The sequence below is a fragment of the Paenibacillus shenyangensis genome (assembly GCF_000346635.1).
Taxonomy (GTDB): Bacteria; Bacillota; Bacilli; order Paenibacillales; family Paenibacillaceae; genus Saccharibacillus; species Saccharibacillus dauci.
Genome location: NZ_AOIG01000035.1, coordinates 37,619 through 53,858 on the forward strand (window position 1 = coordinate 37,619; position 16,240 = coordinate 53,858).

The following is a 16,240-nucleotide window of genomic DNA, read 5'->3' on the forward strand; positions in this document are numbered from 1 at the left end:
TGGGCAATATTTTTGTTGGGTAGCAATAATAATCCGATTGAAACTGCACTTATAACATCTGCTAATAAAAGAAAAGGAGAGAAATGATGAAGCGAAATGTAAAAACACAAAAATTACAGAACAAAATAAAAGCCTCTATCCTGAAGCACGTTCAAACGATCAATAACCGTAAAACGGTAACCAGCCAAGCGAGCAGTTCTAACAATAAGCGGCTTACAAAATATATTACTGTATTTTTGGGGTTGCTACTGCTTATATGTATTGCCGGCTGCAGCAACCCTTTTGGATCGGAAAATAATGCCGAAGCCGAATCTACAGGCAAATTTCGGATTACAGCTACTACAGGGATGATCGCGGATGCTGCCCGTCAAGTAGGCGGAGAGCATGTATATGTAACCGGTCTGATGGGCCCCGGCGTGGATCCTCATATGTACAAAGCTTCCCAAGGTGATATCCGCAAGCTGGATGAAGCCGATCTGGTCTTATATAACGGACTGCATCTGGAAGGCAGTATGACAAATATTATGGAGAAAATGAGTCGGACACGTGACGTAACCGCTGTAACAGCTTCAATTCCGACCAGTGAGCTGCGGCAGAGCGAGGAGAATTCCAGCGAATATGATCCGCATATCTGGTTCGATGTGAGTCTGTGGATGCAGGCAGTCGAGCAGATTCGGGATTCGATGATCGCATCCGATCCTGGTCATGCAGAAGATTACCGGATCAATGCAGCAGCCTATTTAGCTGAACTGAAGCAGCTGGATAAAGAAGTCCGGCAGCAAATTGCCCGCATTCCAAAGCAAAGCCGCGTACTTATAACAGGTCATGATGCTTTTGGTTATTACGGAGATGCATATGATATCGAAGTCCGCGGATTGCAAGGGATCAGCACAGCTTCCGAATATGGTTCACGTGATGTAAGTGAGCTGCGCGATATGCTGGTAGAGCGCCGTATCCAGGCTGTTTTTGTAGAAAGCAGTGTATCTGCCCGCTCTATGGAAGCTATTATCGCCGGAGCTGCGCAGCAGGGACATACTGTCCGTATCGGTGGTGAATTATACTCGGATGCGCTGGGTGAACAAGGCAGTGCTGCCGGAGACTATATAGGGATGGTTCGCCATAATACAGAGACGATTGTAAAAGCACTTCGGTAATCACCAATGACCCTTATATTCAAATCCAATTCAACAAGGGAGGAATCAATATGAATAAAAAACCTGTAAATATGCCTGATCATACAGCAGTCAGTCCGTTACATGCTCAAGGAATCACCGTAGCCTATCATAAACAGCCTGTTGTACAAAATGTATCGTTTAAGCTGGACGAAGGCCGGCTGGTCGCGTTAATTGGCCCCAATGGAGCCGGCAAATCTACTTTGCTCAAAGCGATGCTCGGACTGGTACCTGCAATCCGTGGTGAAGTTAGTGTGTATGGACAGCCTTATGCCAGTCAGCGTAAACGGATCGGTTATGTGCCGCAGCGTGAATCGGTAGACTGGGATTTCCCAACCAATGCGCTGGATGTGGTATTAATGGGCACTTACGGACGACTTGGCTGGTTTCGGCGTCCAGGAAGGCAGGAACGAGAGATAGCGATAGAATCCTTGTCCAAAGTCGGCATGGCGGATTATGCGAACCGTCAGATCAGTCAGCTGTCCGGAGGCCAGCAGCAACGTGTTTTTCTTGCCCGTGCGCTTGCTCAGCAGGCTGATCTGTATCTAATGGATGAACCATTTGCCGGTGTAGATGCCGCTACTGAAAAAGCGATCATTACTCTGCTGGAACAGCTCAAGCAGCAGGGTAAGACCGTACTGGTCGTACATCATGATCTATCGACGGTAGAGGCCTATTTTGACGATGTACTGCTATTGAATCGTGAACTTATCGCAGCAGGTCCGGTAGAGATGGTATTCAATACCGAGATGCTGCAGCGTACGTATGGTGGTCGGCTGACCTTTTTACAAGATAGCGGCAGCATGATTATGACGGGGAAATAGGAGGAATAATAGCGATGGATATGCTTGTTTATATCGTTAACGATCCCAATATTCGCTGGATTATTCTCGGCTGCATGCTGCTTGGTCTTAGCAGTGGAGTTATTGGCTCATTTATGGTGCTGCAGCAGAAAAGCCTGATCGGCGATGCACTTGCTCATGCGGCCCTGCCGGGAATATGTATTGCCTTTATGCTGCTGGGAGTGAAGTCGACGGCCGGATTTCTGATCGGTGCGCTAATTGCCGGTATGCTGGCAACCGTGGGAATCCGCTGGATTACCGAATATTCCCGGATCAAGCAGGACGCAGCAATGGGGATTGTTTTATCCTTTTTCTTCGGGATTGGTGTCCTGCTGCTGACCCGCATTCAGCATAGCGGCAATGGTGGACAGAGTGGGCTGGACAAATTCCTGTTTGGACAGGCAGCTTCCATGATGCGGGAAGATCTGTATCTGCTCACCGGTATCAGCATCGTACTGATTACTGTCTGTACCCTGCTGTTCAAGCAGTTCAAGCTCGTGAGCTTTGATAGGGGCTTTGCAAAGGGACTTGGCTGGCCGGTTGTCTGGCTGGAGCAGATCATTCTACTGCTGACTGTATTTGTCGTCGTAGCAGGTATTCAGGCAGTCGGTGTAGTGCTGATGTCGGCGCTGCTGATCACTCCGGCGGTAGCAGCACGTTACTGGACAGATCGTCTGCATATTATGATCATACTGGCAGGGATATTCGGTGCTGTCAGTGGTGCTGCAGGAACCGTATCGAGCAGTATGGTCTCCCAACTGCCGACAGGACCTGTTACCGTGCTTGCAGCGACGCTGATTTTTGCAATATCTGCGCTATTTGCACCGCGACGGGGATGGCTTGCCCGCCTGTGGCAGCATCGACGGAATCGGCTGGAATGGAACAACAAGGGAGGTGTATCGCATGAGCAGTGATTTCTGGATTATGCTGACGGCAGCACTAATGTCAGCCAGCTGTGGTCTGCTGGGCTGCTTTCTGATTTTGCGTAAAATGGCACTGATCGGCGATGCGATCAGTCATGCGGTACTGCCGGGGATTGCGATTGCCTTTCTGCTGAGTGGAGGGCGAGATTCGATGGCGATGATGATCGGAGCCACTGCGCTGGGGCTGATTGCCGTATTTCTTATTCAATGGCTGCAAAGCTCCGGTATCCAGTCGGATGCATCGATCGGTATTATTTTTACCGCTTTGTTCGCTGTCGGTGTGATTCTGGTCAGTCTGAATGCTCGCAATATCGATCTGGATCTGGATTGTGTCCTGTTTGGCGAGATCGCCTATGTACAATGGGATACCTGGATGATGAATGGTATGGATATGGGACCACGCTCGGTCTGGATGCTGGGCTTTGCATTATTGGTTATTCTGACGCTGCTGGGACTGTTTTACAAACAGTTCAAAATTACCGCCTTTGATCCGGCGATGGCAGCAGCCTGCGGTATTCCGGTCATGCTGTTCCATTATCTCTTGATGGGTATGGTATCGATGACATCAGTAGCTTCTTTTGAGAGCGTAGGTGCCATTCTCGTTGTAGGTATGCTAGTTATCCCTGCTGCTACCGCTTACCTGCTGACCGACCGCCTTGGCCGAATGCTGATTTACAGCGTTATCGTTGGCGTTGTTAGCTCTATTGTGGGCTATTATACTGCCTATATACTGAATGCCTCGATCGGCGGCAGTATCGTAACTATAGCAGGTATTTTTTTCATTATTACGTTCCTGTTGTCTCCACGCCATGGTATCTTGTTCCGCAAATTACAGCAAAAACGTATGGCCTCATCCATGACGTCTAACTAAAATAATATTGGGATTTGAATAAATCAATCCTAATGGAAATAGACAGGTTTTGACGAAATGACCGGTATACTGCTGGTCATTTTTTGTTGCAGAATCAAATTCAATATATTGAACAAGGTACAACCCATTACCAGCAATCCCTTAAAATAAAAGAGTCAGTAACAACGTGATTAATTATGAAGTGAATATTTAAGAGGTAAAAAGTAAAAAAACAAGAAATAACAAGTATGAAGTATGCAAACAGCACGGAACGAAGGCAAGGAAATAAGGGCAAAGGACGACATTGGAATAGAGGAATCTACATGTACTCCTAATTCATAGATTCCTCTACTCCACCGGAGGACGTGCCCTTATTCCTTACCGGAGTGGATACAATGTCAACCACTTAAATACATCTCCACACCACATCTATATCACAAACGTAGCTGCTGTTGCCATGTACCATTCTAACGTCCACTTTACAAAAGCTTTTGTGAGCGTTGAGCATAATATGCTAAAATACCTCTGATACGCCATAATTCGTAGCTGTTAACTTCACAGTTTACAAATAAATAAAGAAAATGGATGGAGGAACACCTCATAATGACAACACGCAAATACAAGCTGCTCGCTCTCGATATGGATGGCACGCTGCTCAACGATAATCACGAAATCACCCTGGAGACGAGCAAATGGATCAATAAAGCTATGGATGAAGGCATTCATGTCTGTCTCTCTACCGGCCGCGCAGCCAGCAGTGCATTACCTTATGGACAGGAGCTCGGACTGGAGACACCGATGGTTACCGTCAATGGCAGTGAGGTGTGGAAAACACCGCGCGAACTATATCGCCGTACATTGCTGGACCCGGATCTGGTACGCAAGATGCATGATTTGGCTGTAGAGAAGGATGTATGGTTCTGGGCGTACGCTGTCGAGCGTCTGTACAACCGTGACCGCTGGCTGGAAAATACACCGCTGGAGCAAATAGAATGGCTCAAATTTGGTTATAATACCGAAAACGATCAGCTGCGTCATGAGATCCTGATGGCACTGCAGGATATGGGCGGTCTGGAGATTTCGAACTCTTCTCCGCACAATCTGGAGATTAATCCACTCGGCATTAACAAAGCAGCCGGTATTGCCGAAGTCTGCCAGTTGCTGAATATTGACATGTCCGAAGTCGTCGCGGTAGGTGACAGTCTGAACGATCTGGCTGTTATTCAGGCAGTAGGACTGGGTGTAGCCATGGGTAACGCTCAGGAGACGGTCAAACAAGAAGCTGATCTGGTGGTAGCCAGCAATAATGATGACGGAATTGTCGAAGTCATTCGCGATCATATCCTGATCTAATCTTTTTGTGTTCTGTTGATCTCCTGCATTTTGAAACCAATGTGTCATTTGGACAGTATACAGGTATACAAATAGTAGAGTATATCTACGGGAACGATTATGCTGATCTGCGCTGGATACAGAGTAGATGCAGTATGAAGACACCCCAAAGTTAATGTCTGAATGACAGGAATGATGATGTGCCGATTCGGATCGCACGAAACGGTCAAAGGAGAGAGACGAATGATGGAAGTAATAGGTTGGATACTGGTCATTGCTCTGTTTGTGGTAGGGATGCTGGGTACGATATATCCTGTACTGCCGGGAGCATTGGCGATATATTTTGCATTTTTCGTATACGGATGGTTTTTCTCGTTCGCTGAGTTTGGACCATGGTTCTGGATTATCCAGACCGTTATCGTAGTTGTGCTGTTTGTAACAGATTATCTGGTCAGCGCCTATGGCACCAAAAAGTTCGGTGGGACGAGGCTGTCGGTTATTTTGTCGACTATCGGTCTGATTATCGGTCCATTCGTTATTCCGGCCTTCGGTCTGATACTGGGTCCACTGATCGGTGCACTTGCCGGAGAGCTGATCAGCGGCAAGAACTTCCAGACTGCCCTCAAAGTAGCCTGGGGAACGATGCTAGGACTGCTGTCCAGTGCCATTGTAAAAATTATTCTGCAGCTGGCTATGATCATCGTCTGGATTATCTGGATTGTGGTACATTAAGCGAGTGTGCATTGCGAATTACGCAACAGCTTGTCTATAATAGTAATGCTGACGTAAGACGACGACCGGAAGGCCAATCAGCCTTCCGGTTTTTTGTGCCGGTTCGGTTACATAGACAGTCTGTAAGCTTCAGGATTTTATTGCTGATTCCTGCTGTACCTACAATAGTCAGCAGGTGACAAAGCAAAACATATAATGAAACGATTTAATTAGTATGCATCCATGATGTGACTGGAGAGAAGGGGAATTATTTTGGCTAAGGCAGAATCATTTATCAAAGGAACGATCATCTTGGCCGTGGCGGCACTGGTCGCCCGTGTGCTGGGACTGGCTCAGCGTGTACCGCTGGAGCATTTGTTAGGTTTTACCGGGGATGCGGCTTTCTCGATTGCCAATAACGTGTATCTGATGCTGCTGGCCGTCGCTACAGCGGGTATTCCAAGTACACTCAGTAAAATGGTATCCGAGCGATATGCGCTGGGACGTCCGCATGAAGCACAGCGCATTTATTATGCAGCACTGCTGTTTGCCGGAGCGGCAGGGGTGGTCATGACACTGCTTCTGTACTTCGGAGCGCCTTATTATGCAATGTTGTCCAAGGAGCCGGCGGCGGCATTATCCCTGCAGGCGATTGCACCATCACTGCTGTTGTTCCCGGCGATTGCCATGATGCGTGGTTATTTCCAGGGACGCAATATGATGATCGCAGGCGGTGTCTCCCAGATTGTAGAGCAGTTTGCTCGTGTGTTTACGGCCATTTTGCTGGCGTATCTGCTGGTTCGTATTGGTTATGGGGATGTGGAAGTTGCTGCAGCAGCTTCATTTGGTAGTGTACTCGGCAGTATTGGTGCTTTTGTGGTAATGATTTACTTTACACTCAAGCTGCGCAAACAGGATGCCGCGAACCGTCTGGAAGTGAGAGCAGACGGGGAAGCCGTTATTCCGTTAAGCCGGATTTACAAAGATATTTTCAAATTATCGATTCCAATCGTTATTGCTTCCCTGACGATTCCGGCAGTCAATATTATCGACAGTACCATCATCAAACCGCTGCTGATTGATCAGGTTGGCAATCTGGCGGCAACGGCTTCACTCGGGATTCTGGGACAGCGTGCGCAGAGTATAGCGGGTATTCCCCCGATTCTGGCGATAGCGCTGAGTACCTCGTTGATTCCGATTATCTCGGCCGCCTATGCCCGCAAAGAACAGGAGAATCTGCAAAAACAGATGACCCTTGCCCTGCGAATCTCGGTACTCACCGGTGTTCCAATTGTACTGATGCTGGCGACCGCTGCTTATTGTATTAATGGATTATTGTTCAGCTCACGTGACAGCGTAGGGGCAGATGCACCAAGTATTATTGCGCTGCTGACTATCTGTACGATTTTCCAGATTACGATGATGACCAGCAACTCCATGCTGATCGGAATCAATAAAGTAAATCGCTCGATGGTCCATGTACTGGCCGGAATTGCACTCAAACTGGTATTGAGCCTGGTGCTGTCGCAGTTTCTTGGCATCTACGGTATTATTGCTGCGACCGGATTATGTTTTGTTCTGATTACGATTCTCAATCTGCGCTCCCTGCATCAGGTCGTTAACTTCTCTGTATTGGGCAGCCGCTGGCCGGGATTCCTGGTTACGGTTGTTGTGCTTGCACTGGTCGGACTTGGCCTGAATCAGGCAGGAATCGGATTGACGGCATGGATGAACGACAGGGTTGCATTTTTCATCGGTTGTTGTATGGTAGGAATAGCGACACTGATAGTGTATCCGGTGATGCTGGTGATCTTGCGCGTAGTACGTGCAGAGGAATTGTCTTCGTATCCGAAGCCGCTGCGTAAGCTACTGACACCACTGATGCGCCTGCAATCTCGCAAAGCCTGATTATTTATTATTCATCAAGGAGGGTATAACCCCATGCAAATGATTAATTCAAGCGAAAGCTTTTATACAACTATTAACTCTGCCAAACTGACTGTAGCTGTCTACAAAGCTGACTGGTGTGTAGATTGTAAATTTATCGATCCATTCATGCCGGAAGTGGAAGCCCAGTATGCAGATCGTCTGCAATTGGTCGAAGTGGATGTGGAGAGTGTAGGAGATGTGAGCCAGGAGCAGAATATTATGGGTATCCCAAGTTTTGTAGCCTATGCCAACGGCAAAGAACTGGTTCGCTTTGTAAATAAAGCCCGCAAGTCACGCCAGGAGATTGAGCAGTTCCTCGATCGTGCAGTAGCTGTATATGCGGCGCTGAATACACAGACAGCCGAGTAAGAATGTACACTTGGAAAAATATAAAGGATGATCATTTGATCACTTAGAAAGGCATGGAAGATCATCCTGCCATATTAAAAAGCAGCTTTCTCCAAGCATGGAGCTTGCCGGAATCAGGGTAACACGAATTTACCAGGATACCGCAAGCTCACGGAATGCAGGAGAGGCTGCTTTTTTATAAATCCTGTATCCGGGTATCAAACATCATATCGACACCTGTTCGATTCTGTCATACTACAGAGATTGATCATTTTTTGTCACAAACCTGCCGCTAGGAACGAGCCAGAATTGATATAATAAGATTGACTTCAAATGAACGTCACTATCATATAAATAGCGGGTGATTCTCATCATGGCCAAAAAGCCACTAATAACAATTAAGCAACTGAAATGGCTGAGCTATATAACCTGTCTCGCCATGTTTCTCGCAACGATGGGCGGCCTCGTCGTAACCAAAACAGGTTCCGGTATGGGATGTGGAGCCCAGTGGCCGCTGTGTCACGGCCAATTTATCCCGGCTTACACGATCGCTTCATTGATTGAATATTCACACCGTGCAGTCAGCGGATTTGCCGGACTTACGGCACTGTTTTCTTTTATCGGATTTATGTTCTTTAATAAAAACAAAGAGCTGCGCGTGTATGCTGCATTCACTCTGTTCTTTGTTATTTTGCAGGCGATTATGGGCGCATTTGCAGTAGTATTCTCCCAATCGTCTCCAGTCATGGCACTGCATTTCGGTTTCTCGATGATCGCATTTGCCAGCTCCGCGCTGCTCGCCTTCAGTGCACGCCGACTGCATCTTCGTCAAAAGATTCATGATATCGCCGATGAGCCTCCAGTTAGCAAAGGGTTCCGCAACCTGACCTGGTTCGCTACAATCTTTACGTATATCGTCGTGTACACAGGAGCATTTGTTACGCATACCGATTCCCGTGGTGGCTGTTCGGGCTTCCCGCTCTGTAATGGAGCGATTATCCCTGAATTGTCCGGCGGTGTCGCAGTAGCCTTTTTGCACCGTGTGGCTGCTGTCGCACTCGTGATCGTGATCGCTATTCTCGCCCATTATGCCTATCGTCGTCATCCGCATAATCCGGGCATCCGCAAAATGGGTCTGCTGGCTATCCTGCTGATCCTGCTGCAATTCGTTAGCGGAGCAATCAATATTTTCACCATGTATGTACCGGAAGTCTACTTCTTCGCTACGATGTCACATACCCTGATTATTCAGTTCCTGTTCGGTGTTCTCTGCTACATGAGTCTGCGCGTATGGCAGCTCAGCCGCGGTTCCTACGGTCGCCTAGCACCCAACGCATGGGGAGAAGGTACAAGGACAGCCGATCAGAAGACAGGTACCGTACACTGATTGCGTATAGTGTCTTATGAATTAAGTCTGCAATCAGGTTCGCACATAAAAATGGAGTTTATATCGCATCTGCATATTATGTATTCTACAGATCATTCGTCTAATTGATCCTCCAGCCGTCCATTAGTTATTTGGACGGCTTTTTTATTGGTATCGCTAGACAGAGCCACATATAAGCAAACACAGCAAACATTTACCGTAGTGCCCCTATCTTTGTCTAAAACAAAAATTCCCACCTTCCTCTAGCTGCGAGAAGAGAATTCTACCAATGACCGACATTTAAGAATGGAGATCGACCGCTGCAAGCGGTTGTTCAGGATCTCCATTCTTAACCGGAGAGAATGGTAGAATCTCTTCTCGCAGCGAATGAAGCATACCCTCACGAAGCAAATGAAACATCCTCTCACGAACCAAACCCCAAATCAACAACACCCGCCTCACCAAAATTAAAGTCCATGAAAATCAATTTTCTTTGCATAACTATTCCTCCAACATCAAAAACAAAAAAGCTCTAACATATTCGGCCCACCTGGACGAAAAAGTACTAAAGCCCACTAACTTGCTACCAAACGGCTCCAAAGCCCATCCAGAGGCAAGTTTATTAGCACGCTGACCAATTTCATCCTTTAAATATGTAACTTTTTACTAATCCCAAGTATTCTGATGAACTTTAAAGACTATTTGATGAAATTTTGCTGAATCTATCGAAAATCCATATATTTTTGCTTTACAAACGATGTGATCTTCAATATACTGAGTAAAGATTTTCATTCGACGTTTTCATATTTTCTTATCGAGAGTGGTGGAGGGACTGGCCCGATGAAACCCGGCAGCCGATTTGGAAATGACCGTTAAGGTCTTATTTTCCAAATGACATGGTGCTAAATCCTTCAAAATGGCAGATGCATAATTTATAGCATCCTGCGATTTTGGCAGATGAGAAGGCAATATCTAGATGATAGAGAGCCCTTTTCTGCAAAGGGCTCTTTTTGTGTATAAAGCGGTCGCTTGAAGAACAAATAAGGACATAACAGCATGAAAGCTTGAAATAGAGCAAGATGCGAGGAGGAGGACCAGCAGCTTGATTCAACTGGAGAATTTGACCAAAACCTATGGCAAAGGCAAAAATGTAACCCCTGCCTTGTCCGAACTGAATCTCTCGATCGAACGTGGCGAGATTTTCGGTGTTATCGGCCATTCGGGTGCTGGTAAAAGTACACTGATACGATGTATTAATTTATTGGAGCGACCAACATCCGGACGGGTATGGATCGATGGAGTGGATCTGACCCGGTTGAGCAAGTCAGCCTTGCAAGCCCGTCGCCGCAAGATCGGCATGATCTTTCAGCACTTTAACCTGTTGTCTTCGGCTACCGTCTATGACAACATTGCTTTTCCGCTGCGGCTCGTCAAGACCCCGGAAAAGAATGTACGTGCCAAAGTAGAGGAATTGCTCGCGCTGGTCGGTCTGGAAGCTCATGCAAGCAAGTATCCGGCCCAGCTGTCCGGTGGACAGAAGCAACGTGTCGGTATCGCCCGTGCACTGGCAAGTGATCCGGATGTGCTGCTCTGTGATGAAGCGACATCCGCACTCGACCCGCAGACGACAGATTCGATTCTCAAATTGCTGCTGGATATCAACCGCCGTTTTAACCTGACCATTGTGCTGATCACCCATGAGATGCATGTGATCCAGAGCATCTGCGATCGTGTCGCTGTTATCCATCAGGGCGGTATTGTGGAAAAGGGTCCTGTGGCTGAAGTGTTCCTGAAGCCGCAGCATCCAGTTACCCGCGACTTTATCAGCCGTGAGTACAGCCAGGCTGAACTGCTGGATACGGCGCTATCTGCACCACATGGTGCTTCTGCACTGGCTGTAAAGATTTCGTTCCTGGGAGATAAGACATACCAGTCTATTCTGTCACAGACCGTGCGTCAGACGGGGGTAGATTTTGCCATTATTCAGGGAACCATCTCCACACTGAAAAATGTGCCTTACGGACAGCTGATTGTCCGTTTTGAGGGAGAAGAGGCGCTGATCCGCCGTACGATTGAGATATTGACCGGCGAAGGCCTGGATGTGGAGGTGATTGAGTAATGGATGTAGGTGCACTTGATTTTACGCAGGTAGACTGGACAGAGTTTGGTACAGCTACAAAGGATACACTCGCCATGCTCGGTGCTTCGGCATTGTTCACCCTGATTCTGGGATTGCCGCTGGGAATTATCCTGTTTATGTCGGCTCGCTCGACATCGCCTATTATACGTGTGGTATACAGCGTACTATCGGTAATTGTGAATATTCTTCGCTCGGTTCCGTTCATTATCCTGATCGTGGCTTTGCTGCCGCTGACGGATAAGTTGGTCGGTACGACGATTGGTGTCAAAGGAACGATTCCGCCGCTCGTCATTGCAGCAGCGCCGTTTTTTGCCAGACTGGTAGAGACAGCATTGCGTGAAGTCGATCGCGGCGTAATCGAAGCTGCTCATGCGATGGGCGCTTCCGTATGGCAGGTCATCACCCGGGTACTGATCCGGGAAGCGATGCCTGGACTGATCGCTGGTCTGACAGTCACTGTCGTCGCTCTCGTCTCCAATACGGCGATGGCTGGTATGGTAGGCGCAGGGGGACTTGGAACCCTGGCGATCAACTATGGATATTACCGCTATGAGACAGCCGTTATGCTGGTAGCTGTCGTGCTGATGGTCATCATTGTGCAGGTACTGCAGATGATTGGCGACCGTCTGGTGATTTATTTTTCAAGAAGATAATAAGGAAGAAACGTCGGTACAGCCTGTATCATTCGTTCTGAACTTCATATCTTCATCCTATATACCAAACTATCTTAAAGGGGATAACACACAATGAAAAAATGGGCACTCGCTCTGATCAGCATCATGCTGATCGCTGTCGTCGCAGCTTGCGGCAATAAAAATACTGGAGATTCCGCCTCATCTGGCGCAGCTGAAGGCAGCAAGGAAGTTACACTGCGCGTCGGTGCAACAGCTGTTCCACACGCAGAGATTCTGAACCACCTCAAGCCAATTCTGGCTAAAGAAGGGGTCAACCTGGAAGTCGTTGAATTCACGGATTACATTCAGCCCAACGTACAGCTGAATGACAGCAAGCTGGATGCGAACTATTTCCAGACCAAGCCTTACCTGGATGAGCAAAACAAATCCCGCGGCATGAATCTGGTAACGGTACAAGGCGTACACATCGAGCCATTCGGTGGATATTCCAAAAAGTACACTTCCCTGGATCAGCTTCCTGACGGCGCAACGATTGCAATCCCGAATGAAGTATCCAATGGTGCCCGCGCACTGATCCTGCTGGCAAATAATGGTCTGCTCGAACTGAAAGACAAAACCAATATCACTTCCGATGTAAAAGATATTACTGCTAACCCGAAAAACCTGAAATTTATACCCATGGATGCAGCAATGTTGACTCGTCAGCTGAACCAGGTTGATATGGCGATGATCAACATGAACTATGTACTGGAAGCCAAAATTGATCCTAAATCTGCACTGGTAGTTGAAGACAGCAGCGCACCATACGCGAACTATCTGGTATCCCGTGAAGACAACAAAGATTCCGAAGCGATCCAGAAGCTGGCAAAAGCACTGACTTCCGACGATACCAAGAAATTCATCGAAGAGCAGTACAAAGGTGCTGTAATCCCGGCCTTCGAAACGAAATAAGAAAAGATACTATTTATTGTTAACAAGAAAGACAACTCGTAGTTTGGTCATAACCCTGTCAAGTAGACAAGAAAAAAGAGACACTATTATGCTGCGACCGTTTCTCGGTATTCCACCGGGGAACGGTCGTTTAGTTTTTTCTGAAAGCATTCGTAGTTATAAAATGAAACGTATTCTTGGATAGCCTGTCCCAATGTAAATAAATTAAGTATATGTGATGAATTAACCGATATATACATGTGGAAATACTTCGGCCTTCCAAACATCTTTGGAATCATACAAACAGGAAAGTACGATGTCTTTCTATAATTAATGAACAAATGCAATACACCTTTATACATACCGGGTGATATAAAATTAAAGGGGTTAGCCAGTAATGAAAAAAATGATGATTTCTGCAGTTCTACTTTCTGGAATTTTGTGTGTTGGAGGATGCAGCAGGGATACAGAGACTACTAATATTACATCAGACAGCAATCCTCCAGCAGGATTGACACAGTCCACCTCCCCTCAAGACGAAAAAGTACAAAAGCCAACTGATAAAAAAGAAAAGAAATCCAATGCTAAAGAAAGTTACAAAGTGAGCGAAACCGATCTGGAAAAGCAAGTTTCCTATTGGCGGACGATGGAAAGTACGATTAATATTCGTCAGCTTCCAGATATTGATTCCAAGTCGATCGCTATTGGCAGCAAGGATCAGGACTTGCAATATTTACATACCAAGTATCGTGACCCTTCGGATCAGCGCATATGGTATAAAATTAAAGTATCCAATGGTCAAATCGGTTGGGTTAGCAGCAAGGTAGTAGCACAGTCAGATGGACAAAATTTTAAAGAGATGCCTAAATTGACAGCGCAAAACAGCCAACAGACGAATGATAATCTCAGAACTTCGCAGCAATCAAATATTCGTCAGCAGCCATCCATTAACAGTAGTTCTATAGCCATTGTCAAAGCAGATACTATTCTGAATGATCTACACGAAACGGTGTATGATCATAGCGACGGACGAACATGGTATAAAGTGAGTACAAATGCAGGAACAGTCGGCTGGATCAGTGGCAAAGTATTGCAGAAGAGTTCTTCTTTTAATCTGGCTGTATATGAAGGAGAATGGACACTCAACGATTTGCAGATGAATAGCGGACAAATTGATGGAACCGTCACTCGTCTTGTGATATCCAGAGTGAATAATAATACAGCAACTGTCGAATTGAGTGAAGATCGGGTTATGGGAGGAACGGTAGATAAGAGTGTAGAGGTAGAATCGACGATAATGGTGGATGATCAGGGCAGAGCTTCTTTTAATTATAGTGATGATGGAGTAGGACACTTTGGAGGAGTTCAGCTACTGTTTGATCATACTGGGATAACGTTAAACATTAGTGTCAAGGAAGATCCCTATATGAGAGCAGGCAACTGGAGTTTACCTGACGGAAAAGTATTTCTCCCATATAATGTAAAAGATACAGGGAGTGCTTATTAGTAAAGTCTATGGCTGCACCATACATTTGTTAAATGTTCACAAGGCCTGGTTCCTTTCATCAAGAGAGGAACCAGGCCTTATTTTATATACATAATTGCTCAAACTTTGCCTGCACAACCTGAGCCAGTTCCTGCGGGTGCAGTTCGATCTGGGTGCCGATCCGGCCTGCGCTGACGATGATTTGATCCAGCTGGGTTGCCCGGTGATCAATAAAGGTGGGATACAGCTTTTTCATCCCTACTGGCGAACAGCCACCGCGGATATACCCCGTCCATTTTTGCAGTTCTTTAACCGGCAGCATTTCCAGCTTTTTCTTACCAGCAGCGCGGGCAGCCTGTTTGAGATCCAGCTCTGCACCAACCGGAATGACAAAGATATGAAGTCCCTGCTTGCCCTGGGTTACCAGCGTCTTATGGACCATCTCGGCAGGTTTGTTAATTTTGGCAGCTACAGCATTGCCGTGAATCTGACCGTCTTCCGGATCGTACTCGTGGATCTGGTAGTGGATCTGTTCTTTATCCAGAATGCGCATGGCATTCGTTTTATTTTTATTGGCACTCATGATCAAGATTCCTTTCTACCGATAATCATACTCTCATTCTAATCTATCCAAAATACAGCCTGAATTCAACCTGTACCCTGTAGTGAGGTATGATTAGTAGTTACCTTTTGACATCTGCTATCACTAGTTTGTACACTATTAGTGAACTCGAATTGAGGATGAATGACCAGGGAGGCATCATATTGGAACGCAGAATCGCTCTAATAACAGGAAGCGCCAAGGGACTTGGCAAAATGACGGCGCTTACGCTGGCCGGTCAGGGCTATGATATTGCTCTAAATTATGTACACAGTGAAGCAGAAGCTCTGCAGCTGCAGCAGGAGATTCAGCAGCTGGGTGTACGCTGTATTTCTGTGCAGGCAGATGTATCAGTAGAAAAGGATATTGACCGGCTTGTAGATGAAGTTGAGCAACAGCTGGGCAGTGTGGATATATTGGTGAACAACGCGGGTCCTTTTATCCGGGAACGCCGTTTATTTATGGAATATGAACGTTCCGAGATTATGGACATGCTGCAAGGGAATCTGATTGGGGCTATGCTGCTGGATCATCGGGTACTGCCACTGATGCGCAAGCGCAAATGGGGAAGAATTATTCATTTTGGCTTTGGTCATGCAGCAGAATCCAGAGCCTGGCCGCATCGTGCCGTCTATGCTGCAGCCAAAGTCGGTCTGGTTTCCTTTACCAAGACATTGGCTGTAGAAGAAGCCGCAAGCGGTATTACGGTGAATATGATCTGTCCCGGTGATATTCGCGGAGACAACAAGGAGAAGCGAATCGATGAGGTACTCGGCATGAGTGATGGCGAGACACCGCGCGGCAGGCCGGGAAGCGGTGAGGATATTGCTCGTGTGATCGCCTATCTGTGTGAGACCGATTCGGACTTTATTACAGGTAATATTATGGAAATCACCGGAGGACTGGATCCGATTCGGCCGTATGTAAAATAAACACAAAAAAGAGACCCTCCATAAACTGTACCCTACAAGATGG

At 46.8% G+C, this 16,240-nt stretch carries 15 protein-coding genes and 1 riboswitch; of the genes, 14 read left to right on the forward strand and 1 reads right to left on the reverse strand.

The window, feature by feature from the left end; translation table 11 throughout:
• Window positions 1-86: 86 nt before the first annotated feature.
• The 13 genes from H065_RS0123710 to H065_RS0123770 all read left to right on the forward strand — a co-directional run bounded on the left by H065_RS0123710 (window position 87) and on the right by H065_RS0123770 (window position 14,685).
• Window positions 87-1,154: a metal ABC transporter solute-binding protein, Zn/Mn family gene (locus H065_RS0123710; protein WP_017815593.1), complete on the forward strand. Its 1,068-nt coding sequence runs from the start codon at window positions 87-89 to the stop codon at window positions 1,152-1,154.
• Between the two features lie 50 nt (window positions 1,155-1,204).
• Window positions 1,205-1,996: a metal ABC transporter ATP-binding protein gene (locus H065_RS0123715; RefSeq protein ID WP_017815594.1), complete on the forward strand. Its 792-nt coding sequence runs from the start codon at window positions 1,205-1,207 to the stop codon at window positions 1,994-1,996.
• A 14-nt stretch (window positions 1,997-2,010) separates the two neighbouring features.
• Complete coding sequence (locus H065_RS0123720) at window positions 2,011-2,928, forward strand: metal ABC transporter permease (protein ID WP_017815595.1); 918 nt, start codon at window positions 2,011-2,013, stop codon at window positions 2,926-2,928.
• Window positions 2,918-3,808: a metal ABC transporter permease gene (locus tag H065_RS0123725; RefSeq protein WP_017815596.1), complete on the forward strand. Its 891-nt coding sequence runs from the start codon at window positions 2,918-2,920 to the stop codon at window positions 3,806-3,808. Before H065_RS0123720 ends, H065_RS0123725 begins: the two co-directional genes overlap by 11 nt.
• 582 nt (window positions 3,809-4,390) lie before the next feature.
• Window positions 4,391-5,140 (forward strand): Cof-type HAD-IIB family hydrolase, encoded by a 750-nt coding sequence (locus H065_RS0123730; RefSeq protein ID WP_017815597.1) that lies wholly within the window; start codon window positions 4,391-4,393, stop codon window positions 5,138-5,140.
• 225 nt (window positions 5,141-5,365) lie between these two features.
• Window positions 5,366-5,851, forward strand: a complete 486-nt coding sequence (locus tag H065_RS0123735) for a DUF456 domain-containing protein (RefSeq protein WP_026136416.1) — start codon at window positions 5,366-5,368, stop codon at window positions 5,849-5,851.
• A gap of 252 nt (window positions 5,852-6,103) precedes the next feature.
• The gene (locus H065_RS0123740) at window positions 6,104-7,738 is read left to right on the forward strand and encodes a putative polysaccharide biosynthesis protein (RefSeq protein WP_017815599.1); all 1,635 of its coding nucleotides are present in this window, start codon (window positions 6,104-6,106) and stop codon (window positions 7,736-7,738) included.
• 33 nt (window positions 7,739-7,771) lie between these two features.
• Window positions 7,772-8,128 (forward strand): thioredoxin family protein, encoded by a 357-nt coding sequence (locus H065_RS0123745; protein ID WP_017815600.1) that lies wholly within the window; start codon window positions 7,772-7,774, stop codon window positions 8,126-8,128.
• Window positions 8,129-8,480: 352 nt separating this feature from the next.
• The gene (locus tag H065_RS0123750; protein ID WP_017815601.1) at window positions 8,481-9,494 is read left to right on the forward strand and encodes a COX15/CtaA family protein; all 1,014 of its coding nucleotides are present in this window, start codon (window positions 8,481-8,483) and stop codon (window positions 9,492-9,494) included.
• A gap of 787 nt (window positions 9,495-10,281) precedes the next feature.
• Window positions 10,282-10,437: riboswitch (SAM riboswitch) on the forward strand.
• Window positions 10,438-10,575: 138 nt separating this feature from the next.
• Window positions 10,576-11,592, forward strand: a complete 1,017-nt coding sequence (locus tag H065_RS0123755; RefSeq protein ID WP_017815602.1) for a methionine ABC transporter ATP-binding protein — start codon at window positions 10,576-10,578, stop codon at window positions 11,590-11,592.
• Entirely contained in the window at window positions 11,592-12,266 is a 675-nt protein-coding gene (locus H065_RS0123760) for a methionine ABC transporter permease (RefSeq protein WP_017815603.1), read from the forward strand. The genes H065_RS0123755 and H065_RS0123760 overlap by 1 nt, the downstream gene beginning before the upstream one ends.
• Before the next feature lie 93 nt (window positions 12,267-12,359).
• Window positions 12,360-13,199 (forward strand): MetQ/NlpA family ABC transporter substrate-binding protein, encoded by an 840-nt coding sequence (locus tag H065_RS0123765; RefSeq protein WP_017815604.1) that lies wholly within the window; start codon window positions 12,360-12,362, stop codon window positions 13,197-13,199.
• A 376-nt stretch (window positions 13,200-13,575) separates the two neighbouring features.
• Window positions 13,576-14,685, forward strand: a complete 1,110-nt coding sequence (locus H065_RS0123770; RefSeq protein WP_017815605.1) for an SH3 domain-containing protein — start codon at window positions 13,576-13,578, stop codon at window positions 14,683-14,685.
• 82 nt (window positions 14,686-14,767) lie between these two features.
• Here the strand turns inward: H065_RS0123770 and ybaK are convergent, their stop codons facing one another.
• Window positions 14,768-15,247, reverse strand: coding sequence for a Cys-tRNA(Pro) deacylase (gene ybaK / locus H065_RS0123775; RefSeq protein WP_017815606.1), 480 nt, complete (start codon window positions 15,245-15,247; stop codon window positions 14,768-14,770).
• A gap of 158 nt (window positions 15,248-15,405) precedes the next feature.
• Between ybaK and H065_RS0123780 the strand changes: the two genes are divergently transcribed.
• Window positions 15,406-16,197 carry an SDR family oxidoreductase gene (locus tag H065_RS0123780; protein ID WP_036630707.1) on the forward strand — a complete coding sequence of 264 codons (792 nt, stop codon included), beginning with the start codon at window positions 15,406-15,408 and terminating at the stop codon, window positions 16,195-16,197.
• Window positions 16,198-16,240 lie beyond the last annotated feature (43 nt).

Coding starts and splice junctions, on each gene's coding strand:
- H065_RS0123710 (WP_017815593.1), top strand. CDS start 87: ATGAAGCGAAATGTAAAAACACAAAAATTACAGAACAAAATAAAAGCC.
- H065_RS0123715 (WP_017815594.1), top strand. CDS start 1,205: ATGAATAAAAAACCTGTAAATATGCCTGATCATACAGCAGTCAGTCCG.
- H065_RS0123720 (WP_017815595.1), top strand. CDS start 2,011: ATGGATATGCTTGTTTATATCGTTAACGATCCCAATATTCGCTGGATT.
- H065_RS0123725 (WP_017815596.1), top strand. CDS start 2,918: ATGAGCAGTGATTTCTGGATTATGCTGACGGCAGCACTAATGTCAGCC.
- H065_RS0123730 (WP_017815597.1), top strand. CDS start 4,391: ATGACAACACGCAAATACAAGCTGCTCGCTCTCGATATGGATGGCACG.
- H065_RS0123735 (WP_026136416.1), top strand. CDS start 5,366: ATGGAAGTAATAGGTTGGATACTGGTCATTGCTCTGTTTGTGGTAGGG.
- H065_RS0123745 (WP_017815600.1), top strand. CDS start 7,772: ATGCAAATGATTAATTCAAGCGAAAGCTTTTATACAACTATTAACTCT.
- H065_RS0123750 (WP_017815601.1), top strand. CDS start 8,481: ATGGCCAAAAAGCCACTAATAACAATTAAGCAACTGAAATGGCTGAGC.
- H065_RS0123760 (WP_017815603.1), top strand. CDS start 11,592: ATGGATGTAGGTGCACTTGATTTTACGCAGGTAGACTGGACAGAGTTT.
- H065_RS0123765 (WP_017815604.1), top strand. CDS start 12,360: ATGAAAAAATGGGCACTCGCTCTGATCAGCATCATGCTGATCGCTGTC.
- H065_RS0123770 (WP_017815605.1), top strand. CDS start 13,576: ATGAAAAAAATGATGATTTCTGCAGTTCTACTTTCTGGAATTTTGTGT.
- ybaK (WP_017815606.1), bottom strand. CDS start 15,247: ATGAGTGCCAATAAAAATAAAACGAATGCCATGCGCATTCTGGATAAA.
- H065_RS0123780 (WP_036630707.1), top strand. CDS start 15,406: ATGAATGACCAGGGAGGCATCATATTGGAACGCAGAATCGCTCTAATA.